This is a genomic window from Tessaracoccus bendigoensis DSM 12906 (assembly GCF_900141915.1).
Classification (GTDB): Bacteria; Actinomycetota; Actinomycetes; order Propionibacteriales; family Propionibacteriaceae; genus Arachnia; species Arachnia bendigoensis.
The window spans coordinates 36,303-57,724 of sequence record NZ_FQZG01000019.1; the positions used below are offsets into that span (position 1 = coordinate 36,303).

The following is a 21,422-nucleotide window of genomic DNA, read 5'->3' on the forward strand; positions in this document are numbered from 1 at the left end:
CTACCCAGCCACAGCAAGAAGCCCTCCCCCTGAGGGGAGGGCTTTCGCGATTGGGTCAGGGCAGCAGAGCTCTGACGGCGGAGGCGACGTTCTCGCCGGTGAAGCCGTACTCCTCGAACAGCTTCCCTCCGGCGGCCGAGGCGCCGAAATGCTCGATGCTCACAGAGGCACCATCCGAGCCGACGTACTTTGCCCAGCCGAGCGCGATGCCCGCCTCGACGCTGACGCGCACCGTGACGGCCTTGGGCAGCACCGACTCCCGGTATTCCGCGCTCTGCGCGTCGAACCACTCCTGGCAGGGCATCGAGACGACCCTCGTCGACACGCCTTCAGCCTCCAGCTCCTCCTGCGCGTCGAGCGCCACGGAGACCTCGGAGCCTGACGCGATCAGGATGGCCTGCACGTCACCCGACGCCTCGCTGACCACGTAGGCGCCTTGCGCGACGCCCTCCGCAGAAGCGAACTTGTCGCCGCGCGGGATGGTACGCAGGTCCTGGCGCGACAGGATCAGGCCCGCCGGGCCTTCGGTGCGACGCAGGATCTCGCCCCATGCGACCGAGGTCTCATTCGCGTCGGCAGGCCGGACGATCGCAAGCCCTGGGATCGCCCGCATCGCCGCCAGGTGCTCGATCGGCTGGTGCGTCGGGCCATCCTCCCCGACCCCGACGGAGTCGTGGGTCCATACGAAGATGGAGTCCAGATTCATCAACGCTGCGAGCCGCACCGCGGGGCGCATGTAGTCGGTGAACACGAAGAACGTGCCGCCGTAGGCGCGGGTCAACCCCGACAGGTTGATGCCGTTGACGATGCCGCCCATGGCGTGCTCACGGATGCCGAAGTGCAGGGTGCGGCCGAATGGGTTGCCCGGCCAGTCCTTGGTCACGCGGTCGGCGGGGAGGAAACTCGGCTGCCCCTTCATCGTGGTGTTGTTCGAGCCCGCAAGGTCGGCTGAACCGCCCCACAGCTCGGGCAGTTGATCGGCCAGTTCGGTGAGAACCTCACCGGACGCTGCGCGGGTCGACTTCTTCCCTTCCTCGAACACGGGGAGCGTGAGGTCCTCGGGGAGCTTGCGGGCCCTTACCCGCTTCAGGAGCGCTGCACCTTCCGGGTTGGCGTCCTCCCAGGCGGTGAACCTGGTGTCCCACGCCTCACGCGCCGCCCGGCCACGGGCTGCGACGTGCGCGCGCGCGGCGTCGACGACGTTCTGGTCGATGGCGAACGGCCGTTGCTCGAACGAGAGGAGATCCTTGAACGCCGCGATCTCATCGCCACCGATCTTCGAGCCGTGGATCGAGTGGTGCCCCTGCTTGTTCGGGAGAGGCCAACCGATGACGGTGGTCAGCCGGATGAGGCTCGGCTTGTCGGTGACGGCCTTGGCCGCCTCGATCGCGTCGTAGAGGGCCTGAACATCTTCCTTGTACTCCGTGCCACCGTTGGTCCAGTCGACGTGGGCCACGTCCCAGCCGTAGGCGGCGTAGCGGGCCTCGACGTCTTCGTTGAAGGAGATGTTCGTGTCACCCTCGATGGAGATGCGGTTGTCGTCGTAGATCAGGACGAGGTTGCCGAGCTTCTGGGTGCCCGCCAGGGATGACGCCTCCGAAGCGACACCCTCCTGAAGGCAGCCGTCGCCTGCGATGGCGTAGACGAAGTGGTCGAAGACCGAATCACCAACTGGTGTCTCGGGGTCGTAGACGCCGTGCTCACGGCGGGCGGCCATCGCCATGCCTACGGCGTTCGAGATGCCGGCGCCGAGCGGGCCGGTGGTGCACTCCACGAAGTCGGTGTGGCCGTACTCTGGGTGGCCGGGCGTCTTGGAACCCCAGGTCCGCAGCGACGCGATGTCGGTGAGCTCCAGCCCCAACCCCGCCAGGTAGAGCTGCGCGTACTGCACCATCGAGGCATGGCCTGCGGAGAGGACGAACCGGTCGCGGCCGATCCAGGCAGGATCGTTGGCGTCGGTGTTCATCACCTTCTGGTAGAGCAGGTAAGCAACCGGCGCAAGCGAGACCGGTGTACCCGGGTGCCCGTTGCCCGTCTTCTCGACAGCGTCGACGGCGAGAATCCTGGCCGTGTCGACGGCGCGAGAGTCCTGTTCGGTCCACTCAAGAGTCACAGTTTGTCCTAACTACTTTGTTTGCAGTCTGCTGATGCTGCGGCGCGTAGCCCAGAGCTTACCTTCAAGCGGATGTGAACGGTCACACAGGTCCACTCAACGAACTCCGTCAGGGCCCTCACCGTAATAGAGGAAGGAATCGGAAGAAGCGAAACTGGTTACGGCAGTCTCCGTCTCCGGCTCGACCGGAAGCGGCTCGACGGGGACGGACGCGCCGGGCGGATGGGGCAGGACGGTGTCCCCGATCTGTTCCCGAACGAGCCGCTGCAGCTCATCGCCGCCCTTCTCGTCGAACTTGCGGACCTCTGCCATCTCACTGTCCTTTCTTGACCGGCGCCTCGGCCGACCAGGGGAAGACGATCCACCGGTCGGTGCCCTTCCAGGCGAAGTCCGGCGCCACGACGCTGCGCGGCTTGGAGTAGAGCACCGCGGAACGCACCTCAGCCCCGAACCCGCGCAGCAGCTTGAGGACTAGACCCAGCGTGCGTCCCGAGTCGGCGACATCGTCGACCACCAGTATCCGTTGACCGGCGACGGACTCGGTGTCGAGCATCGGCGCAAGCAGAACAGGGTCGGCCAGTGTCTCGTTGACGTCGGTGTAGAACTCGACGTTGATGGCATCGGACAGCTTGACGCCCAGGGCGTAGGTCATGGCCCCGGCCAGGGTCAGCCCCCCGCGGGCGACGGCGATGACGATCTGGGGCTCGAAACCGGAGTCGACGACCGCTTGGGACAGTTCCCGCGAAGCGGAACCGAACCTCTCCCAAGTGAGGATTTCACGGTCTTCGAGTCCGGATGCGTCCGCGTGGTAAGCCATGCGCGTCATCGTAGTGCTCAAGGCCAATCCGGGCACAGTGCCTCAGCTGAGTACCCGTGTCACGAACACGACATCGAGCCAGCGGTCGAACTTGCGGCCCACCTCCGGGAGCTGGCTGGAGGCGACGAACCCCAGCCGTTCGTGGAACGCGATCGACTCCTGATTTGCGCCGTCGACCACTCCGACCATGGCGTGCACGTTGTTGCCGCGGGCCACATCGACCAACGCGTTCATGAGCATTCGCCCGAGGCCACCGGTCCTGTGCCCTGATGCGATGTAGATGCTGTGCTCGACCGTGTGACGGTAGGCACCCTGGGACCGGAACTGGCCGTAGCTCGCATAGCCTGCGACGACGCCGTCGTCCTCCACGACGAGCACCGGGAAGCCCTCGGCCGTCAGCCGCTCGAACCAGGCACGCCGATCCGCAACAGAGACCGGCTCGAGCGTGTACGAAGCAGTCGTGCCGACGCCCGCCTCGTTGAAGATTTCCGTGATTGCCGGGATGTCGTTGTGTGTGGCGGGTCGAATCGTCGGCATGGCCCCAATCCTAACGAGGTCTGACCTCGTGCGGCGCCACGCACGCTACCGTTACCGCATGAACAAGAAGGCCGGGGATGGACTGATCTCACTTTCGGGCGACTGGGGCTCGATTTCGGTGCACGAACTCGGGGCGACGGTCACCTCCTGGCGGCCGGGTGGCCGCGAGGCGCTGTTCACCGCCTCCAACGAGACGCCGGGGGCGGCCCCGATGTGGCATGGCGGAATCCCGGTCTGCGCGCCGTGGTTCGGCGCCGGCCCCGGCGACTGGAAGGTGCCGTTCTCCCACGGGCTGGTCTCCCGGGTCCGGTGGAAGGTCATCTCCACAGCTGGCGACGACGACCGGGCGCACCTGACGCTGGCCACAGACGCCGCCGCCACGCGTGACCTGCCCGGCGCAAACCACTTCCCCTCGGACCTTCGCTATGTGCTGGACATCGTGGCGGATGCATCCAGACTGACACTCGGGTTGACGATCGTGTCCCCGACGCGCGACGCCGTCGTCGAGTTGGCGTTCCACCCCTACCTGCTCACCGATGCGCCCACGGCTTCGGTCGCAGGCCTCGAATCGGTGGGGTTCACCGACTACGCGGTCTCCGCCGTCGGCTCGGAGGACTCGCCGGTGGCCGTTGGCCGATACCTGGACCGGGTCTACGAGCAGGCCCGTCCGACGAAGGTCACGTCGCAGTCGGGATCGCTGCGGTTGGCCGCACAGGGGGCGAGTTCGGTGATCGTGTGGAATCCCGGCCCGGCAGGCACGCAGGTTCCCGATGGTGAATGGGAACGCTTCGTCTGTGTCGAGTACGGCTGCGTGAAACGCAACCAGACGCTCATCCCCGCCGGGGGTACACATCTGCTCAGGATGACCATCACGGTCGACTGATCCGTCGTCGGCCGACAGGGGCCGGCTACGGACGCTCCCGCCCATCACCCGGCGCCGAGCAGCCGCCGCTCATCGCCTATGGTGGTGTCGTCACCGTGGCCGGTGTGGACCACCGTCTCGTCCGGCAGGACGAACAACCGGGCCCTGATCGACTCCTCGATCAGGGGTCGGCTGCTGAACGACCTCCCGGTCGCCCCGGGCCCTCCCTTGAAGAGGGTGTCGCCGGTGAAAACGCAGTCGAGCGAGGGCGCGTAGAGGCAAACCGCACCGGGGGCGTGCCCGGGGGTATGGAGCACCTGGAGCGTCACCGACCCGACGAAGAACTCCTTCCCGTCCACCAGGTCACGGTCCCAACGCCGGTCCGGATGCGTCAATTGCCACAGCGGCTCGTCTGCCGGATGCAGCCAGATGGGCGCGCCCGTCCGGTCGGACAACTCCGGCGCGACCCTCACATGATCGTCGTGCGCGTGGGTACAGACGATCGCCTGAACCCGTCGACCATCGACGGCGGCCAGGATGGCCTCAACGTCGTGTGGCGCGTCGATCACGATCACCTCCTGATCGTCGCCCACCAGCCATACGTTGTTGTCGACCTCGAAGGTCTGCCCGTCGAGCGAGAACGTGCCGCTGGTCACCGCATGCGTGACGCTCACAGGATCACCACGGAGCGGAGCACGTCGCCGTCGCTCATCTTCTGGAATGCGGCTTCGACGTCGTCGATGCCGATCCGCTCACTTACGAACGCATCCAGGTCGAGCCGACCCTGCAGATACAGGTCGATCAGCATCGGGAAGTCGCGGGACGGCAGGCAGTCGCCGTACCAGCTCGACTTGAGCGAACCGCCGCGCCCGAACACGTCGAGCAACGGGATCTCGGGGACCTTCGCGTCGGGGTGCGGCACACCGACCAGGACGACGGTCCCGGCCAGGTCGCGGGCGTAGAACGCCTGTTTCCACGTCTCCGGGATGCCGACGGCGTCGATGACGACGTCGGCACCGAACCCCCCGGTCAATTCATGGATCGCCTCCACCGCATCGCGCCCGCGGGAGTTGACGGTGTGCGTGGCGCCGAGACCGCTGGCCCATTCGAGCTTCCGGTCGTCGACATCGACGGCGATGATCGTGCCTGCCCCTGCCAGCGCCGATCCGGCGACCGCGGCGCAGCCGACGCCGCCGCAGCCGATCACAGCGACAGACTTGCCCCGGCCTACAGCACCGGTGTTGATCGCGGCCCCGATGCCCGCCATGACGCCGCAACCCAGCAGCCCAGCGGCAGCAGGGCTCGCGGCCGGATCGACCGGGGTGCACTGCCCGGCGTGGACGAGGGTCTTCTCGATGAACGCCCCGATCCCGAGCGCAGGGGTCAGCTCGGTGCCGTCGGAAAGCGTCATCTTCTGCGTGGCGTTGAAGGTGCTGAAGCAGTACCAGGGCTCACCTCGTCGGCAGGCCCGGCAGTCGCCGCACACTGCGCGCCAGTTGAGGATGACGTAGTCGCCTGGCTTGACGTTGGTGACGCCCTCGCCGACCGCCTCGACCACCCCCGCGGCTTCATGGCCGAGGAGGAACGGGAAATCATCGTTGATGCCGCCGTCACGGTAGTGGAGGTCCGTGTGGCAGACGCCACAGGCCTGAATCTCGACCACCGCCTCCCCCGGACCAGGGTCGGGCACGTTGATCTCCTCAAGAGTGACCGGACGTCCTTTGGCTCGGGCGACGATGCCCTTCACTGTCTGCATGATCTCACCCTACCCAGTGACCCCCGAGCCTTGGCGCGATCGATTCCACGAACAGTGGGGCGAGCGTCGGGTCGCCCAACTCGTCTGGTGTGACCCAACGCACCGCCTCGATCTCCGCCGCAGGCCTGAGCGACACCGGAACCGCGTCGGGCCACAGGAAACAGAGCGAGACCACCGTGTGTCCCGGTTCGTTGGCGGCCGGGGCGCTGAACTGACCGAGGAACACCAACCGGTCGCGCTCGAGTTCCAACCGCAGTTCCTCGGCGACCTCGCGGGCGGCGCAGTCCGAGCCCGACTCCCCCGGCTCCGGCTTGCCGCCCGGGTTCATCCACATCCCGGTCCCCCGCTTGCGGACCATCAGGACACGGCCCGCAGTGTCGTTCAGGACGACGGCGGAGACATGGATCATTGGGGTCACGGGGCGACGATACCCGGAACCGTTCACCTCGTTATTGATAATCATTCCCATTTCCATTTATGCTGTCTGGCATGACACCGAAACACCTCCTTCCTCCCCTGGCCGCCATCGCTCTGCTCGCAGGGTGCGCTGTTCCGACGGCACCCGCGGTTCCGACTGCCTCACCCGAGCCGACCCTCACGGAGGTCAGCGCCGCTCACCCGCGTGCGGTCATCGCCCACGACGGCGGGCTGACCACGATCGACACCGCCACCGGCGAGACGGTGGGCACCACGGCACTGGACGGGTTCCTGCGACTCAACGACGCTGGCGATGGGCGCCACGTGCTCGTCACCCGCGGCGACGAGTTCCTGGTCTTCGACGCGGCTCTGAGCGTCGAGGCACACGGCGACCACTCCCACTACTTCGCCGGTGACCCACGGCTGACGGATGTCGGTTACGCGGCCGCCAAGGCGGGCCACGTGGTCGTCCACGACGGCCACACCGTGCTGTTCGGCGATGGGGACGGCTCGATCCAGGTGGTCGACTCGTTGCAGGTGGCCAGGCCGGGCGCGACGGTGTGGCGGACCTCCACCGACGCGCCCCATCACGGCGTCGCCGTCCAACTCTTAGACGGTTCGCTGCTGCTGACCCAAGGCACCGAGGAGGCGCGAAACACGGTCCAGGTCAAGCGTGGCGCCGACGTGCTCGCAGAGACCGAGGACTGCCCAGGCAGCCACGGGGAGGCGGCCGCCGAGCCAACCGAGGGTGGCGACGTCTTCGTCATCGGCTGCACCACCGGGCCGGTCATCTACCGGGACGCCACCTTCCACAAGGTTCCGGTAACTGACGCCTACGCCCGCACCGGCAACCTTGCAGGCTCCCCCGACTCGTCGATCGTGCTGGCCGACTACAAGAGCGACGAGACGGCCGAGCATGAGCGGCCGACCCGCGTCGCGCTGATCGACACGGTCAACGACTCGCTCCGTCTGGTCGACCTCGGCTCGTCGTACTGGTTCCGCTCACTGGGCCGCGGTCCCCACGGCGAGGGCCTCGTGCTGACCTACGACGGATCGCTCCAGGTGATCGACCCGGATACGGGCGAGGTGACCGCGAAGATCCCGGCCATCGGAGCGTGGGAAGAGAAGGATGACTGGCAGGAGCCGGGCCCGATCCTGCGCGTCGCGGGCGGGAAGGCCTTCGTGACGGACGCCGAGGGTGCCGAATTGGTGGTCATCGACCTGGACGGCGGCAAGGTCGTCGGCCGACACGCGTTGGGGATCACCCCGGTGGAGATGGCGATCGTCACCGGAGAGCCGGCAGCCGGGAACGACCACTGACGAACTAGGCTTGGGGAATCCGTTGTTGGAGGTATCACCGTGGGCAAGGCACTGATCGTCGTCGACGTGCAGGTCGACTTCTGCGAGGGTGGGGCGCTCGGCGTCGCCGGAGGCAACAAGGTCGCCGCCGACGTCGCGGCCCTCCTTTCTGATGCGCAGGGCTACGACGCCATCGTCGCGACCCGGGACCACCACATCGACCCCGGCCCGCATTTCTCGGATGACCCGGACTTCGTGGACTCCTGGCCCCCGCACTGCGTGGTCGGCACCCCGGGCCAGGAGCTTCACCCCGATCTCACGGGCTTCGGTTTCGATGCCGTCTTCGACAAGGGGTCGTATGAGGCGGCCTATTCGGGGTTCGAGGGCAGCACGTCAGCGGGCGTCCCCCTCGCCCGCTGGCTCGGGCTGCACGGCGTCACCGCTGTGGATGTCTGCGGCATCGCAACCGATTTCTGCGTCCTCGCGACGGCCCTCGACGCGGCGGCCGAAGGATTCGACACCGCGGTCCTCGGCGGGTTGACGGCCGCGGTGCATCCGGGCGACGTTGCGGAGGTGCGCACCCGTCTGGAACGAAAGGGCGTCACCTGGGCGACCGGGCCCCTCAGCTGAGGTCGCCCGCCCCGCCAGATCGGACGGCCTGAGGGGCGAGGCACGCCTTCAACACGGAGAATCGCATTGTCTCGATTAGGTAACCTTCGCGCCTCAACTCCTTGTGCTGGTGCTTAGATGGCCCCATCGCCACGCACGCGTGTGGCCACGACCGCCCGAACAACCCTCTGGGAGACTGACATGAATTTCAGCCGTCGCACACTTCTCGGCGCCAGCGCCGCGGTTGCCGCCGTCGCAGCAACCTCGGCCTGCTCCGCAACGCCGGGCGGAGGCGGCGGTCAGGCCGTCGGCGACACGATCAAACTCGGACTCAACTACGAACTCTCCGGCGCGGTGGCCACCTACGGGCAGGCCTCGGTCGACGGCATCACCATGGCCATCGATGAGGTCAACGCGGCAGGTGGCGTGGCCGACAAGCAGATCGAGCTGATCAAGTACGACAACAAGTCCGATGCAGCCGAGGCGACCACGCTAGCCAACAAGTTGATGACGCAGGACGGCGTGCTCGCCTGCATGGGGCCGGCGACTTCCGGCAACTTCAAGGCAACCATCCCCGTCGCGAACAAGAACCAGGTGCCGGTGGTATCCGGTTCCGCCACCGCCGACGACGTCACCTGGAACGGGACAGAGCTGCAGGAGTACGCCTTCCGCATCTGCTTCAACGACTCGTTCCAAGGCACGATCATGGCGAAGTTCGCCGCGGAGAACCTGGGCGCCAAGACCGCCGTCATCATCAAGGACAACTCGAACGACTACTCGAAGGGTCTGGCCGCCGCCTTCACCGAGGAGTTCGGCAACCTTGGTGGTTCGATCGCCGGCGAGGAAGCCTTCGTCGCAGGCGACACCGATTTCAACACCATCCTGACCCGCATCAAGGGCCAGAGCTTCGACGTCGTCTACCTGCCCGGGTACTACTCGGAGGCTGGGCTGATCATCAAGCAGGCCCGTGAGCTCGGCATCACCGCCCCCATCCTCGGAGGCGACGGCTTCGATTCGCCGAAGCTCCTTGAGCTCGGGGGCGCCGCAGCCCTCAACGACATCTACTTCACCAACCACTACTCCTCGATCGACCAGGACCCGAAGGTCATCGAGTTCATCGCCGCGTTCAAGGAGAAGCACGGAGAGGAACCAAGCGCCTTCAACGCACTCGGCTACGACCTTGGCCACTTCGTCGCCGACGCCGTCGGCCGTGCATCCGAGCTGACTGGCAGCGCCATCCAGCAGGCCATGGCCTCGACAAAGGGATTCGTCGGGGTCACCGGCACGTTCGACATGGACGAGCACCACAACCCAGTCAAGACGATCGTCGTGATCGGTCTGAAGGACGGCGTCCAGGACACCAGCGAGAAGATCGGCTGATCAAGCCACCCGTTGGGGCGCGGCTCGGCAGACGCCAGCCGCGCCCCAGGCATGAAAGGGGTGAACGGTTGTGACGGAGTTCCTGCAACAGCTCATCAACAGTTTGTCGCTCGGCAGCATCTATGCGCTGATCGCGCTGGGCTACACGATGGTCTACGGCATCATCAAACTCATCAACTTCGCCCACGGTGACGTGTACATGGTCGGCGCCTATGTCGGGTACGCGAGCATGTCGATCCTCAGGCTCGGATTCTTCGAATCGCTGATCCTCGCCATGCTGGTGTGTACCGTGCTCGGCGTGGTGATCGAACGCGTCGCCTACCGGCCGCTGCGCAACTCCACGCGTATCGCCGCCCTCATCACGGCGATCGGTGTGTCGCTGTTGATCGAGTACACGATGATGTTCTTCGTCGGCGCCGATCCACGTGCCTATCCCGCGATGCCCGCCTTCATGAACGGCTCAGTCAATCTCGGTGGCGTGATCATCAAGAACCAACAGATGCTGATCATCGGGGTATCGGTGGCCTTGATGATCCTGCTCCAGTTCATCGTCAAGAAGACAAAGATGGGCAAGGCCATGCGCGCGGTTTCGCAGGACCCCGACGCCGCCCAGCTGATGGGAATCAGCGTCGATCGGACGATCTCGTTCACGTTCGCGATCGGCTCGGCCCTGGCCGGGGCCGCAGGCGTGCTGGTCGGTGTCTACTACAACTCGATCAACCCGCTCATGGGCATCATTCCTGGCCTGAAGGCGTTCGTGGCGGCCGTCTTCGGCGGTATCGGCATCATCCCCGGCGCCCTGATCGGCGGTTACGTCATCGGTGGGGCCGAGACCCTCGTCTCAAGCCTCGGGTTCTCGCTGTTCAAAGACGGAGTCGTGTTCGCGATCCTCATCCTGATCCTGATCGTCAAACCGGCGGGCCTGCTCGGCAAGAACCGGAAGGAGAAGGTGTGATGGCAACCTTCAAACGGGTCGGGCTACGGGCTCTACCTTTCGTAGCCTCGTACCTGATCGTCCTGGGCCTGATGAATGCGGGCGTGATCAACGATTACGTGTTCTCGATCATCGTGACGATCTGCGTCAACATCATCCTGGCCTCCAGCCTGAACCTGGTCACGGGTTTCACCGGACAGTTCTCCTTGGGTCATGCCGGTTTCATGGCGGTCGGCGCCTACACCTGTGCGTTGATCTGCATCAACCTCGGGCCGGTCGTCGGCGAGGTGCCAGCCTTCCTGATCGGCATGTTCGCGGGCGCTCTGGCCGCCGCGGTCATCGGAACCCTGGTCGGCCTCCCGACGCTGCGGCTGCGCGGAGACTACCTCGCCATCGCCACCCTCGGCATGGCCGAGATCATCCGCGTCGTGATGCTCAACCTGCACATCACCAATGGCGCCGCCGGCCTTTCAGGTATCCCGCAGGTGGTCGACTGGAACTGGGTATTCCTTTTCACCGCGCTGACGCTGGTCGTGTTGTGGAACTACATCCGCAGCTCGCAGGGGCGCCGCGCCATCGCGGTGCGGGAAGATGAGATCGCGGCCGAGGCGATCGGCGTCAACACCACCGCCGCGAAGGTGCAGGCCTTCACCATCGGCGCCTTCTTCGCCGGCATCGGCGGGGGGCTGTACGCGTCCTACTTCTTCCTGATCAAGCCGGATCAGTTCGGCTTCCTGAAGTCGATCGACATCCTCGTCATCGTGGTGTTGGGTGGACTCGGGTCACTTTCGGGGACGGTGATCGCCGCGATCTTGCTCGCGATCGTCTCCACCGTGCTCGCGGAGTTCTCCGACGTGCGGATGATCATCTACTCGCTGGTACTGGTCCTGATCATGATCTTCCGGCCGGGCGGCCTGATGGGCTCAAGGGAGATCAGCGACACCATCCTCGGCAGGGTGTTCAAACGCGGCAAGGCGACAGAGGGGGCGCTGTGAGCCTCCTCAATGTCTCCAAACTGACCCGCAACTTCGGTGGGCTCACCGCGGTGTTCGAGGCGAGCCTGCACATCGACAAGGGCGAACTGATCGGCCTGATCGGCCCGAACGGCGCAGGCAAGACCACGCTGTTCAACGTCCTGACGGGGGTCTATCCCCCGTCCTCCGGCACCATCGAGCTCGAAATCGACGGCCACGTCACCTCGCTGGGCGGCAAGTCACCCCACCGGATCTGCGCCGCCGGCGTCGGTAGGACGTTCCAGAACATCCGCCTGTTCAAGGACCTGACGGTGCTCGAAAACGTCGCCATCGCGCTCCAGCAGAACGTGCCGTACAACCTGTTCGCAGCGCTGTTCCATCTGCCGCCCTACGGTGCCAGCGAACGACGCATCGCAGAGGAGAGCCGCCAACTGCTCGACCGAGTGGGCCTGGGCGCCAAGGCGGGCGACCTGGCCCGCAACCTGTCCTACGGCGAGCAGCGCCACTTGGAGATCGCCCGCGCGCTGGCCACGAAGCCGTCGCTGCTCCTGCTCGACGAGCCGGCCGCCGGTATGAACCCTGCCGAGACGGCAGAGCTGACCGGTCTGATCGCACAGCTGCGCGAGGAGTTCGGTCTGACGATCCTGTTGATCGAACACGACATGAGTCTCGTGATGAAGATCTGCGAACGGATCTACGTGTTGGATCACGGCATCGTGATCGCCTCGGGCACCCCCTCCGAGGTGCGCAACAATCCGAAAGTGATCGAGGCCTATCTGGGAGAGGAAGTCCCCCGTGCTTGAGGTCAGGGACCTTGCGGTCCACTTCGGCGTCATCAACGCCATCAAGAGCATCTCCTTCGAGGTCAACGAGGGCGAGATCGTGACTTTGATCGGCGCCAACGGGGCCGGGAAGACGACCACGCTGCGAGCGCTGTCCGGCTTGAAGACGCCCAGCGCGGGAACGATCACCCTTGAGGGCAGGGACATCACGGCGCTCTCGGCCCAGGATCGGGTCCGCCGCGGCATGTCGCACGTGCCGGAAGGCCGTCGCATCTTCCCGGACATGACCGTGCTGGAGAACCTGGAGCTCGGCGCGTTCCTACGCAAAGACGTGGTCGCCGGTGACTACGACGAGGTCTACCAGCGGTTCCCGATCCTTTCGGAGCGCCGAAGACAGCTCGCGGGAACGCTTTCGGGAGGCGAGCAGCAGATGCTCGCCATGGGCAGGGCATTGATGGCCAAACCGAAGGTGCTGCTCCTCGACGAGCCGTCCATGGGGCTGGCTCCGCTGCTGGTCCAAGAGATCTTCGACATCATCGTCTCGATCAACAAGGCAGGGACGACGGTGCTTCTGGTCGAGCAGAACGCCAACATCGCGCTGCAGATCGCCAACCGCGCCTACGTGCTGGAAACCGGTTCCGTGGTGTTGTCTGGACCGGCCTCGGAGTTGGCGGAAACGGAAGAGGTCAGGCGCGCCTACCTGGGCGGCTGAACAACCGTCGGCCGGGCACACCGTCGGCGCCTGGCCAAGTAGGGTGGATTCACAGGTGTCGACCGATGGGGCTCGGCGCAGAGGAGGATGACATGTTCGTCAAGCACAAGATGACAACCAACCCGTTTACGGTCACGGCCGACCGGTCGATACCCGACGCCCTGTCGGTGATGAACGAACATGGGGTCCGTCACCTCCCTGTGGTCGACGGCAGACGCGTGGTCGGCGTGATCTCCCGCAACGACATCGCGGCCGCCTCGCCGTCGAAGGCGACTACCCTGAGCGCACAGGAGGCCACCTACCTCCTCGCGAAACTGACGGTCGCGAAGGTCATGAGCAGGCCGCCGGTCGTGGTGTCGCCGGATGCGCTGCTCGAAGAGGCTGCCGTGATGCTACGCGACCGCAAGATCGAGATGCTGCCGGTGGTCGAGGGCGATGAACTAAACGGTGTGATCACCGAAAGCGACATCCTCGACGCCTTCATCGACCTGCTCGGCTTCCGCGATCAGGGCACCCGGCTCACGATTGAAGCCAAAGACGAGCCTGGGGTGCTCAGCAGGCTGACGGCGATCACGGCCGACCACCAGGCCAACATCCAGCACGTCGCCGTCCACCGGGGCTTCCTTGACAAGAGCGTCGTGGTGGTGGGGCTCAACACCCCCAACACCGAGGCGATCGAGGAGGATCTCAGCTCGGCAGGCATGCGGATCCTCGCCCGCCGCGTCAACCGGATCTGAACCCGATCAGTTTCTCAGGACGGCGCCGACCCTCGCTCAGGCAGGCCGCGTCATGGCCGACGTGGTGTGCTTCGGCACGAACCCCAACCGCTCGTAGAGGCGGTCCGCGCCGGTCGGGCTCTCGGAATCTACCTCGAGCCCTAACACGCGCACTCCCTGCACCCGGCCGGCCAGCGTGATGCTGCGCGAAAGGACTGCCTCGGCCAGGCCCCTGCCCCGCGCCCTGGGAACGGTGCCCACGAGGTCGATGAACAGCTCATCTGGCAGATACTGCGAGACCAGGGCATAGGACGTGACCCCGGATTCGTCTCGCGCGATCGTGGAGAACTGGGGCCGGGCCGGGCGACCCGCGTAGAAATCGTGCCACCGCTCAGGCGTCATGGGCGCCGACCCCCAATGGTCTGCGAAGGCCGCGTTGTGGGCAACTCGCACATCTTCGCTGTCGCCAGGGGTCGGCGACGGCAGCCCGTTCGGCTGCCCCGGCAGGGCATCACCGGGCAACGGGCGCTCCATCAAGGTGAAGTAGCGGGCGATCTGGTAGCCGCGTGCCTCGAGCATGGCGCTGGCCGATGAGCCGATGCGGCCTCCCGAGGCACGAAACGTCCCGGGGGCCCCGGCATTGCGCCACGCATTGACCTCACCCGCGCGCCACTCCATCTCGTCCATCATCCGACGGCCGATTCCGCGGCCCCGCCATTCGGGAAGCACCCCTCCTGCCAGGTCGCAGCGGAACGTGCCGTCGGAGGACGCCGTGAAACCGACCCTGAGTTGGCCGTAGGCGACCAACTTGTCGCCGTCCCACACCGCCCAGGTATCGTGCTCCGGTGTCATCCCGGTCTCGGTCAGCTCTTCTGCCAGGTCGGCCGCGTCGTAGAACTCCCCGGTCTCGTCCACCCTGGCCAGTTCATTGGTGAGCGCCGCCCACTGCCCGGCCACATCGGCGTTGAGGCGCCCCCAATAGAGCCCACTCATGCCCTCCGCCTGCACCTCAGCCATGGAGATAGTTGACCAGATGCTCCTGCTCGCTCTGCAGCTGATCGATGCGATTCTTGACGAGGTCACCGATCGACACGATCGCGGTGAGCCGCCCGTCGACAAGCACCGGGAAATGACGGATGCGATGTTCCGTCATCGCGGCGGCCACCTCGGCGAGGTCGTCGTCCATGCCGCACGTGAAGACGTCGGGCGTCATCAGCGACGAGATGGGTTCGTCGAGGGCTCCGGCCCCGGACCTGTCGAGCGCGCGCACGATGTCGCGTTCCCCGGCGATCCCGACGACGGCACCGTCGGCGTCTGCGATGACCACCGCGCCGATGTTTCGCGAACTGAGGAGGCCCACCAGGTGAGCCACGTTGTCGTCAGGTCGTGCGGTGACGACCTCGCTGCCCTTGTGGTTGATGACGTCTGAGATGCGCATGGTTCACGCTATCGCCTGCGTCGCTCCCGTTGGTCGGTTTGAGTGAATCAGAGGGCCGCGACCAAGCGATCTGCCACGCCAGGGAGCCGGGGTGCGCCCGCGGCTTCCCGTACCCGAGCGGCGTTGGCTTCGCCTCGTCAGATGCACGGGTCGAACGCGTCCATCGCCTCGAAGTCCTGGTTCATGTCGAAGGCCGGCAGCGAGGTCGCGGGGACGTTGACGACCTTTGCGGGCACCCCGGCGACCGTCGTGTGGTCGGGAACGTCCTTCAAGACGACGGATCCGGCACCTATCTTGGCGCAGTCTCCGATCCGGATGTTGCCGAGGATCTTGGCTCCGGCACCGATCATGACGCCGCGCCCGACCTTCGGATGCCGGTCGCCACCCTCCTTGCCTGATCCGCCGAGCGTGACCTCGTGCAGCATCGAGAAATCGTCTTCGACCACCGCGGTCTCGCCGATCACGACGCTCGTGGCATGGTCGAACATGATGCCTTTGCCCAGCCTCGCCCCGGGATGGATGTCTACGGCCCAGACCTCCGAAATGCGGCTCTGGAGGTACCAGGCGAGCGGTTTGCGGCCCTCCAGCCAGTAGTGGTGGGCGACGCGGTAGGCCTGGATGGCCTGGAATCCCTTGAAGTAGAGGAGGGGGTTGGCGTAGCCGGGGCAGGCCGGGTCACGCGAGACGACCGCTTGAAGGTCCGCCAACACCGAACGTTGGACGCACTCGTCCTCCTGCAACACGTCGAAGAAGATATCCCGCAACCCGAGGGCGGGGAGGGTCGAGTTCTCCAACTTGCTCGCCAGCAGGTAGCTGAGCGACTCCTCGAGGTCGGGCTGGCTCAAGATCGTGGCGTGTAGGAAGCCTGCCAGCAGCGGCTCATTCGCGGCCTCCTGGGCGCACTCGGCCTTGATCGAGTCCCAAACCTGATCATCCGGGACGATGAGCGCGGGATCCATTATTGCCCTCCTTGGCGTGTGTCGCTCTCAGGCTACCGACCCACGGGCGCGCACCCCACCCCAGTCCGCCGTCAGCGAACCAGCCATTCCGGTTAGGTGGGCACTGACCGCGCTCAGGTCTGCGATACGACGCAGGTGGCGTCCTCCGCATGGAATGTCGGCCCCTCCAACTGAAACGTTGTGTGCGCCAACGCGAAGTGAGTTGACGCGCACTCCTGCACCGATCGCAGGATCTGCTGCGCGTGGCCGTCGTGGAAGCAGGCGTCCGCCACGACGACGTGCGCGGTGAGCACCGGGAGCCCGGTGGCCACCGTCGACGCGTGGAGGTCGTGCACCTCCACCACGTGTTCGACGCGGGTCAGATGCTCTCGCACCTCGTCCAGGTCGAGCCCTTCCGGGGTGTACTCCATCAACACGCGGACGGTGTCCCGGAGGATCACCAGAGCCCTCGGGAGGATGAGCGCCGCAATGAAGAGGCCAGCAAGCGCGTCGGCGCGTTGGAAACCCGTCGTTGCGATCACGACCGCGGCGACGATCACGCCGAGAGAACCCAGCGCATCGTTTACCACCTCCAGGAAGGCGGCCCTCATGTTGAGGTTGGCCTGGCGACCACCGCTCAGCACGAGGATCCCGATCAGGTTCGCAGCCAACCCGACGACCCCGAACGCCAACAACTCGGCGGCAGGCACCTCCGGCGGCGTGAACAGCCGTTTCACCCCCTCGACCACCGCATAGGCGCCGACGGCGAGAAGCAGGGTCGCCTGCGCCAACGCGGCGATGACCTCGACACGACGGAATCCCCAGGTACGGCGGTCGCTGGCGGGCTTGCGCATCAGGGTCGCTGCCACCAGCGCGATGACCAAGCCAGAGGCATCGGTGAGCGCATGGACGGTGTCGGTGAGGAGCGCCAGGCTGCCCGTGATGAAGGAGCCGACGAACTGCGCAACGACGACCAGCGAGGTCAGGACGACCACGATCAGGAGTCGTCCCCGCTGATCAACCGGCCCGGAGTGCGGGTGTGAATGGCCCGTCATGCCTGGCCCTCGGGCCGCATCAGCCGGGTGCAGAGCGAGACCCGCGCGCCGGTGGCCTCGAGCAGATGCTCGGCGGCACCCAGCAGGGCTGCGATATCGCTGGCGTCGGAGAGCGAGTAGAAGGACGAGCGGCCCGCGGTACGTAGCGAGACCAGCCCGCACTCGAGCAGGCAGCTCAGGTGTTTACTTACCGTTGACTGGGCGAAACCGAGATGTTCGACCAGGTCACGGACACGGTGCTCCCCCGAGGCGAGGTGTTGCAGGATAGCAAGCCGGTTGGGATCCGAAAGGGCGTGGAACAGCCTTGCGAAGGTACCTGTGGCGTGAGGGTCAACAACCACCGCATTCATCGTCATGCAGCGATATTATCACCGACTAGCGATGTCCGTCCGCTGAGGGGGTCCGCACTATCACGCTGGTTTGTGCGCTGCTCTGTGGGTCGGGACGATCCGATTCCTTGTCCATCGTGAACACCGCCACGAGCATGCCGACCGAGACGAGTACCCCGATGAGCATGATCAGCACCAGGGTCCACCGGTCCCCGCGACGCGGCCCTTTGGAATCATCATGTTGCTGCATTTTGGCGCCCCCGTCGATATCGCACAATCACTTCGCACACTACAACCCAGACGGGCTGGCATGCCCCGAATCGGCGTCTGAACGACGCATCTGCAACATGGGATATGGCCGGCCGGCGTCGTCGACCGCGCTTCGACCCACGACCTCGAAACCGCGCGCACGGTAGAACTCGACCGAGTCCGGGTTGTCCTCGTTGACTTCCAACTCGGTGACGCCATCGGAGAGGACTCGGGACAACAGCTGAGTTCCCACGCCCTTCCCTCTGAAATCATCGTGGACGAACATCATCGCAAGGCGGGCGCCTGCGGTGCCCGCGAAACCGACCAGCCGTCCGTCGACCGAGGCGACCGTCAGATCCAGGCCGGGCAGGAATGCGGGGATCAGTTCGCGCTCGATCTCGAGCAGGTCCTCAGGGGACACGAACCCGTACGTGGCGTCGACGGAACTGCGCCACACCTCGACGATCGCCGGGAAGTCGTCGATTCGTGCGGCCCGCAGGACTACGTCGTCACTCATGGTGCAAGGCTATCCCGGTGAAGCCGGGCCGGCGCCGGGTAGACCGTAGAACTGGCGTCGATCCGCATAGGGACGATCACAGACCACCGGGACGGTGTCGCCACGGCCTACGGCCCCGGGCCGGGATGGCCCGAGGACGCAGGCACGAGACACTGGCTGGAGAACAGCGGAGACGAGCAGGCCGTCGAGATCTCCGTGGGACTTTGTCGCCAGTGGCTGATCCTGTCAGGAGACCAGCGCGAACACGCCCCAGGTCAATAGGAACCCGGTGACCCCGTAGACGGTGGACAGGACGGTCCAGCTCCGCAGCCCGTCCTTGACGCTCAGCCCCAGGTACTTGGTCACGATCCAGAAGCCCGAATCGTTGATGTGCGACAACCCGAGCCCGCCGAAGGCGATCGCGAGCGTGACGAGGGTCATCTGGGTACTGTTGTAGCCCGCGTCGATGATCGGCTGTGCCAACAGGCCTGCGGCGGTGAGGATGGCCACCGTCGCGGAGCCCTGTGACGCACGGAGCGCCGCTGAGATCAGGAAGCCTGCCAGGATGATCGGCATGTGGATGCTGATCAGCGCCTCCGAGAAGGCCGCACCGATCCCGGAGGTCACCAGCACGTTCGCGAACACCCCACCTGCGCCGGTCACGAAGACGATCACGGCGACGTCGGGCAACGCGGAGTCGAGCACGGCGCCACGTCGGTCGAGCGACCACCCCTGGTTGTGACCGACCACCAGGTAGCCGACGATCACTGCGGTGAGCAGCGCCACCGGAGAGGCACCCAGCATCCCGAGGAGCCCCCGCATGGGGGTGCCCTCTTCGAGCACCATGTTGCCGACGGTCCCGAGCATGATCTGCAGGATGGGCAGCAGGATCAGGAAGACGACCGAGCCCGCCCCCAGGGCCGGCCTTCCGGGCTCTCCCTCGCCGACGAGGCTGGCCTGCTTCGTGGCAGGTGAGTCGAGCAGCTTGAAGGTGTCGATCTTGATGAGCTTGGCGGCGAAGAAGCCGACGACGGCGGTCACGGCCGCGATCGGAAGCCCCCAGAGGAGCATCATGCCGACATCCGTGCCGGTGATGCCCGCGGCGGCCACGGGGCCGGGGTGGGGCGGCAACGCCACGTGCACCGTCAACATGGCTCCAGCCACGGGCAGTCCCAGCTTGAGCGGGTTGAGTTTCGCGACGCGGGCGAAGCCGAACACGATGGGGGCGAGGATGATGAATCCGACGTCGAAGAACACCGGGATGCCGAGCACGAAGGCGGCAGCGGTGACGGCCGCCACGATCCGCTTCGGGCCGAGCAACGCAGAGAACTTCGTCGCGAGCGCGTCGGCACCACCTGAGACCTCGATCAGCCTACCGAGCATCGCACCGAGACCGACGACGATCATCACGCTCGACAGCGTGTTGCCCATGCCAGCGGTCATGGTCGGGACGATGTCGGGCAAGGCGATGCCCGTAGCCACGGCCGTCCCGAAGGACACCAACAGCAGCGCCACGAACGCCGACATCTTCACCTTGATCACCAGGACCAGCAGGACGACGATCGCGGCGACGGCGATCGTCAGCAGAATCCCTGCGGCCATGCGTCAGCCCTTCTTGGGCGTGACGAGACGGATTACCGAGGAATCGTCCATGGCCGCCTGGCCGTTGGCGAGCCCCTGGAGATACAGCTGCTCCGCGGCTGCGGCGACCGGCACGGGCATGCCCACGGACTTCGCGGCGGACGTGACGATCCCCATGTCCTTGACGAAGATGTCGAGGCGCGACTTCACCTCGGCCTCCTCACCCGCGTAGGCCTGGATGGCACGGGGGCCGCGGTCGCCCAGCATGAAGGAGGCGGCCGCACCGGACATCAGCGCATCCAGGGCCTTCTCCTGATCAAGGCCCAGTTCACCCGCGAGGGCCAGTGCCTCGGCCGCCGCGGCGATGTGCACGCCACAGAGCAGTTGGTTGACCGTCTTCATGCACTGCCCCTTACCAGGAGCCTCCCCCACCCAGACCAGGTTGGAGGCCATTGCCTCGAGCACTGGGCGACAGTGTTCGTACACGTCGGGGTAGGCACCGACGGTGACGAGAAGGTCGCCCTTCCCTGCACGTACCGGGCCACCGGAGACTGGCGCGTCGGCCAGGCCGATGCCGTCGTCGGACAGGCGTGCGGCCACCACTTCCACCGCCCTGATGCCGACGGTGGAGGTGAGGATGACGGCGGCGCCACGGTCGAGCGCCGGCACGATGCCGACCTCACCGTAGAGCAGTTCCTCGAGTTGGGCCTGGTTGCGGACGGCGACGAGCACGATGTCGGCTCCCTGCGCGGCTTCGCGGGCGCTCGCCCGGCAGGCGACGCCCTGGGCGCCTGCGAGTTCGGTGCGCTCGGAGGAGATGTCGAATCAGGTGACGGCAAATGAGTTGGCGAGCCAGGTGGCCATGGGAAGACCCATGGCACCCAGCCCCAGAACTGCGATGTTCATGTCGGGGTCCCTTCGGGGTTTTAGGAGTTGGTGAGTTTGGTGACGACGTCGGAGAGCGACTCGGCTCCGCCGACGTTGCCCGCGAAAACGACGTAGGGGATGCCGGCTGCGGGCCCGTCCTGGCCGGACCAGAGCGAGACGATGCCGGGGAGCATGGGGCCGATGACGATCGCATGCCGGAAGCCGAGGCCGCGGGTGGCGACATCGGAGGAGGTGATCCCGCCCTTGGCAACCACGAAACGAGGCGGGTTAGCGTCAATACCGTTCAGTTAAGGTCGCAGCGGTGTAGTTTGGTGGTATGCCGCGTGTTGGATGGAAGAAGCCAGGGACCGAGCGTCGCCTCTCTGACCTGGTCTCGGTCGGGGTGCTGACGCGGGTGTTCCCGCCCGAGCTGGTCGATGAGGTGATTGCCGATGTTGGCCGGACCGAGCAGCGGCATCGTTCGTTGCCGGCTCGGGTGATGGCCTACTTCGCGATCGGGATGGCGCTGTACTCCGAGGGCTCGTACGAGGACGTGCTGGC

27 protein-coding genes are annotated in these 21,422 nt (G+C 66.0%); 10 read left to right on the forward strand and 17 right to left on the reverse strand.

The genetic code is table 11. The annotated features are described in order from the left end of the window. Nucleotides 1-55 precede the first annotated feature (55 nt). The 4 genes from tkt to BUC15_RS06630 all read right to left on the reverse strand — a co-directional run bounded on the left by tkt (nt 56) and on the right by BUC15_RS06630 (nt 3,467). Entirely contained in the window at nt 56-2,113 is a 2,058-nt protein-coding gene (tkt, locus tag BUC15_RS06615; protein WP_073186748.1) for a transketolase, read from the reverse strand. Nucleotides 2,114-2,209: 96 nt separating this feature from the next. After that, nucleotides 2,210-2,425, reverse strand: coding sequence for a hypothetical protein (locus tag BUC15_RS06620; RefSeq protein WP_073186749.1), 216 nt, complete (start codon nt 2,423-2,425; stop codon nt 2,210-2,212). A 1-nt stretch (nt 2,426) separates the two neighbouring features. Next, complete coding sequence (locus BUC15_RS06625; protein ID WP_073186769.1) at nt 2,427-2,930, reverse strand: phosphoribosyltransferase; 504 nt, start codon at nt 2,928-2,930, stop codon at nt 2,427-2,429. A gap of 42 nt (nt 2,931-2,972) precedes the next feature. Next, nucleotides 2,973-3,467 carry a GNAT family N-acetyltransferase gene (locus BUC15_RS06630; RefSeq protein ID WP_073186750.1) on the reverse strand — a complete coding sequence of 165 codons (495 nt, stop codon included), beginning with the start codon at nt 3,465-3,467 and terminating at the stop codon, nt 2,973-2,975. A gap of 58 nt (nt 3,468-3,525) precedes the next feature. Here BUC15_RS06630 and BUC15_RS06635 point away from each other — a divergent pair, with 58 nt between their 5' ends. Then, on the forward strand, nt 3,526-4,350 hold the full coding sequence (locus tag BUC15_RS06635) for an aldose epimerase family protein (protein WP_175558261.1): 825 nt from the start codon (nt 3,526-3,528) through the stop codon (nt 4,348-4,350). 44 nt (nt 4,351-4,394) lie between these two features. Here the strand turns inward: BUC15_RS06635 and BUC15_RS06640 are convergent, their stop codons facing one another. From BUC15_RS06640 to BUC15_RS06650, 3 genes are read right to left on the reverse strand one after another with little or no spacing between them, the layout of a single operon-like run. After that, on the reverse strand, nt 4,395-5,003 hold the full coding sequence (locus BUC15_RS06640; RefSeq protein ID WP_073186752.1) for an MBL fold metallo-hydrolase: 609 nt from the start codon (nt 5,001-5,003) through the stop codon (nt 4,395-4,397). Then, on the reverse strand, nt 5,000-6,085 hold the full coding sequence (locus BUC15_RS06645) for an S-(hydroxymethyl)mycothiol dehydrogenase (RefSeq protein ID WP_073186753.1): 1,086 nt from the start codon (nt 6,083-6,085) through the stop codon (nt 5,000-5,002). Before BUC15_RS06645 ends, BUC15_RS06640 begins: the two co-directional genes overlap by 4 nt. Before the next feature lie 4 nt (nt 6,086-6,089). Beyond that, nucleotides 6,090-6,494 (reverse strand): NUDIX hydrolase, encoded by a 405-nt coding sequence (locus BUC15_RS06650; protein WP_084189420.1) that lies wholly within the window; start codon nt 6,492-6,494, stop codon nt 6,090-6,092. 80 nt (nt 6,495-6,574) lie between these two features. Between BUC15_RS06650 and BUC15_RS06655 the strand changes: the two genes are divergently transcribed. From BUC15_RS06655 to BUC15_RS06690, 8 genes are all read left to right on the forward strand, one after another. Beyond that, complete coding sequence (locus tag BUC15_RS06655) at nt 6,575-7,822, forward strand: YncE family protein (RefSeq protein WP_217652138.1); 1,248 nt, start codon at nt 6,575-6,577, stop codon at nt 7,820-7,822. Between the two features lie 39 nt (nt 7,823-7,861). Then, complete coding sequence (locus BUC15_RS06660; protein WP_084189416.1) at nt 7,862-8,431, forward strand: isochorismatase family protein; 570 nt, start codon at nt 7,862-7,864, stop codon at nt 8,429-8,431. Nucleotides 8,432-8,611: 180 nt separating this feature from the next. Beyond that, the gene (locus tag BUC15_RS06665) at nt 8,612-9,790 is read left to right on the forward strand and encodes an ABC transporter substrate-binding protein (RefSeq protein WP_073186772.1); all 1,179 of its coding nucleotides are present in this window, start codon (nt 8,612-8,614) and stop codon (nt 9,788-9,790) included. 70 nt (nt 9,791-9,860) lie between these two features. After that, the gene (locus BUC15_RS06670; RefSeq protein WP_073186755.1) at nt 9,861-10,745 is read left to right on the forward strand and encodes a branched-chain amino acid ABC transporter permease; all 885 of its coding nucleotides are present in this window, start codon (nt 9,861-9,863) and stop codon (nt 10,743-10,745) included. Continuing rightward, nucleotides 10,745-11,719: a branched-chain amino acid ABC transporter permease gene (locus BUC15_RS06675; RefSeq protein WP_073186756.1), complete on the forward strand. Its 975-nt coding sequence runs from the start codon at nt 10,745-10,747 to the stop codon at nt 11,717-11,719. Before BUC15_RS06670 ends, BUC15_RS06675 begins: the two co-directional genes overlap by 1 nt. After that, nucleotides 11,716-12,501 carry an ABC transporter ATP-binding protein gene (locus BUC15_RS06680; RefSeq protein WP_073186757.1) on the forward strand — a complete coding sequence of 262 codons (786 nt, stop codon included), beginning with the start codon at nt 11,716-11,718 and terminating at the stop codon, nt 12,499-12,501. Before BUC15_RS06675 ends, BUC15_RS06680 begins: the two co-directional genes overlap by 4 nt. After that, the gene (locus BUC15_RS06685) at nt 12,494-13,192 is read left to right on the forward strand and encodes an ABC transporter ATP-binding protein (RefSeq protein ID WP_073186758.1); all 699 of its coding nucleotides are present in this window, start codon (nt 12,494-12,496) and stop codon (nt 13,190-13,192) included. The genes BUC15_RS06680 and BUC15_RS06685 overlap by 8 nt, the downstream gene beginning before the upstream one ends. A gap of 92 nt (nt 13,193-13,284) precedes the next feature. Continuing rightward, nucleotides 13,285-13,929, forward strand: coding sequence for a CBS and ACT domain-containing protein (locus BUC15_RS06690; RefSeq protein WP_073186773.1), 645 nt, complete (start codon nt 13,285-13,287; stop codon nt 13,927-13,929). Between the two features lie 36 nt (nt 13,930-13,965). Here the strand turns inward: BUC15_RS06690 and BUC15_RS06695 are convergent, their stop codons facing one another. The 10 genes from BUC15_RS06695 to BUC15_RS06745 all read right to left on the reverse strand — a co-directional run bounded on the left by BUC15_RS06695 (nt 13,966) and on the right by BUC15_RS06745 (nt 21,136). Then, a complete protein-coding gene (locus BUC15_RS06695) occupies nt 13,966-14,925 on the reverse strand; it encodes a GNAT family N-acetyltransferase (protein ID WP_073186759.1) in 960 nt (319 codons plus the stop codon). Next, a complete protein-coding gene (locus BUC15_RS06700; RefSeq protein ID WP_073186760.1) occupies nt 14,918-15,346 on the reverse strand; it encodes a CBS domain-containing protein in 429 nt (142 codons plus the stop codon). The genes BUC15_RS06695 and BUC15_RS06700 overlap by 8 nt, the downstream gene beginning before the upstream one ends. A 137-nt stretch (nt 15,347-15,483) precedes the next feature. After that, a complete protein-coding gene (gene cysE / locus BUC15_RS20970; protein ID WP_073186761.1) occupies nt 15,484-16,305 on the reverse strand; it encodes a serine O-acetyltransferase in 822 nt (273 codons plus the stop codon). A gap of 113 nt (nt 16,306-16,418) precedes the next feature. Continuing rightward, nucleotides 16,419-17,339 (reverse strand): cation diffusion facilitator family transporter, encoded by a 921-nt coding sequence (locus tag BUC15_RS06710; protein ID WP_073186762.1) that lies wholly within the window; start codon nt 17,337-17,339, stop codon nt 16,419-16,421. Beyond that, the gene (locus tag BUC15_RS06715; RefSeq protein WP_073186763.1) at nt 17,336-17,695 is read right to left on the reverse strand and encodes an ArsR/SmtB family transcription factor; all 360 of its coding nucleotides are present in this window, start codon (nt 17,693-17,695) and stop codon (nt 17,336-17,338) included. The genes BUC15_RS06710 and BUC15_RS06715 overlap by 4 nt, the downstream gene beginning before the upstream one ends. 19 nt (nt 17,696-17,714) lie before the next feature. After that, complete coding sequence (locus tag BUC15_RS06720) at nt 17,715-17,918, reverse strand: hypothetical protein (RefSeq protein ID WP_073186764.1); 204 nt, start codon at nt 17,916-17,918, stop codon at nt 17,715-17,717. A 39-nt stretch (nt 17,919-17,957) separates the two neighbouring features. Continuing rightward, nucleotides 17,958-18,434, reverse strand: a complete 477-nt coding sequence (locus tag BUC15_RS06725) for a GNAT family N-acetyltransferase (protein WP_073186765.1) — start codon at nt 18,432-18,434, stop codon at nt 17,958-17,960. A 225-nt stretch (nt 18,435-18,659) separates the two neighbouring features. Further along, on the reverse strand, nt 18,660-20,015 hold the full coding sequence (locus BUC15_RS06735; RefSeq protein ID WP_073186766.1) for a GntP family transporter: 1,356 nt from the start codon (nt 20,013-20,015) through the stop codon (nt 18,660-18,662). Between the two features lie 3 nt (nt 20,016-20,018). Beyond that, nucleotides 20,019-20,813 (reverse strand): NAD(P)-dependent oxidoreductase, encoded by a 795-nt coding sequence (locus BUC15_RS06740; protein ID WP_245787916.1) that lies wholly within the window; start codon nt 20,811-20,813, stop codon nt 20,019-20,021. Nucleotides 20,814-20,920: 107 nt separating this feature from the next. Then, nucleotides 20,921-21,136 (reverse strand): nucleotide-binding domain containing protein, encoded by a 216-nt coding sequence (locus BUC15_RS06745; RefSeq protein ID WP_245787913.1) that lies wholly within the window; start codon nt 21,134-21,136, stop codon nt 20,921-20,923. A 62-nt stretch (nt 21,137-21,198) separates the two neighbouring features. On the opposite strand from BUC15_RS06745, the gene BUC15_RS06750 reads away from it, so the two are divergent. Next, the coding region (locus tag BUC15_RS06750; protein ID WP_175558262.1) for a transposase domain-containing protein at nt 21,199-21,422 on the forward strand (224 nt) is incomplete at its 3' end.

What these genes read in the sequence shown, in the direction of transcription:
- BUC15_RS06620 (WP_073186749.1), bottom strand. Translation starts at nt 2,425, where the DNA reads ATGGCAGAGGTCCGCAAGTTCGACGAGAAGGGCGGCGATGAGCTGCAG.
- BUC15_RS06625 (WP_073186769.1), bottom strand. Translation starts at nt 2,930, where the DNA reads ATGGCTTACCACGCGGACGCATCCGGACTCGAAGACCGTGAAATCCTC.
- BUC15_RS06630 (WP_073186750.1), bottom strand. Translation starts at nt 3,467, where the DNA reads ATGCCGACGATTCGACCCGCCACACACAACGACATCCCGGCAATCACG.
- BUC15_RS06635 (WP_175558261.1), top strand. Translation starts at nt 3,526, where the DNA reads ATGAACAAGAAGGCCGGGGATGGACTGATCTCACTTTCGGGCGACTGG.
- BUC15_RS06645 (WP_073186753.1), bottom strand. Translation starts at nt 6,085, where the DNA reads ATGCAGACAGTGAAGGGCATCGTCGCCCGAGCCAAAGGACGTCCGGTC.
- BUC15_RS06650 (WP_084189420.1), bottom strand. Translation starts at nt 6,494, where the DNA reads ATGATCCATGTCTCCGCCGTCGTCCTGAACGACACTGCGGGCCGTGTC.
- BUC15_RS06655 (WP_217652138.1), top strand. Translation starts at nt 6,575, where the DNA reads ATGACACCGAAACACCTCCTTCCTCCCCTGGCCGCCATCGCTCTGCTC.
- BUC15_RS06665 (WP_073186772.1), top strand. Translation starts at nt 8,612, where the DNA reads ATGAATTTCAGCCGTCGCACACTTCTCGGCGCCAGCGCCGCGGTTGCC.
- BUC15_RS06675 (WP_073186756.1), top strand. Translation starts at nt 10,745, where the DNA reads ATGGCAACCTTCAAACGGGTCGGGCTACGGGCTCTACCTTTCGTAGCC.
- BUC15_RS06690 (WP_073186773.1), top strand. Translation starts at nt 13,285, where the DNA reads ATGTTCGTCAAGCACAAGATGACAACCAACCCGTTTACGGTCACGGCC.
- BUC15_RS06695 (WP_073186759.1), bottom strand. Translation starts at nt 14,925, where the DNA reads ATGGCTGAGGTGCAGGCGGAGGGCATGAGTGGGCTCTATTGGGGGCGC.
- BUC15_RS06700 (WP_073186760.1), bottom strand. Translation starts at nt 15,346, where the DNA reads ATGCGCATCTCAGACGTCATCAACCACAAGGGCAGCGAGGTCGTCACC.
- cysE (WP_073186761.1), bottom strand. Translation starts at nt 16,305, where the DNA reads ATGGATCCCGCGCTCATCGTCCCGGATGATCAGGTTTGGGACTCGATC.
- BUC15_RS06710 (WP_073186762.1), bottom strand. Translation starts at nt 17,339, where the DNA reads ATGACGGGCCATTCACACCCGCACTCCGGGCCGGTTGATCAGCGGGGA.
- BUC15_RS06715 (WP_073186763.1), bottom strand. Translation starts at nt 17,695, where the DNA reads ATGACGATGAATGCGGTGGTTGTTGACCCTCACGCCACAGGTACCTTC.
- BUC15_RS06720 (WP_073186764.1), bottom strand. Translation starts at nt 17,918, where the DNA reads ATGCAGCAACATGATGATTCCAAAGGGCCGCGTCGCGGGGACCGGTGG.
- BUC15_RS06725 (WP_073186765.1), bottom strand. Translation starts at nt 18,434, where the DNA reads ATGAGTGACGACGTAGTCCTGCGGGCCGCACGAATCGACGACTTCCCG.
- BUC15_RS06735 (WP_073186766.1), bottom strand. Translation starts at nt 20,015, where the DNA reads ATGGCCGCAGGGATTCTGCTGACGATCGCCGTCGCCGCGATCGTCGTC.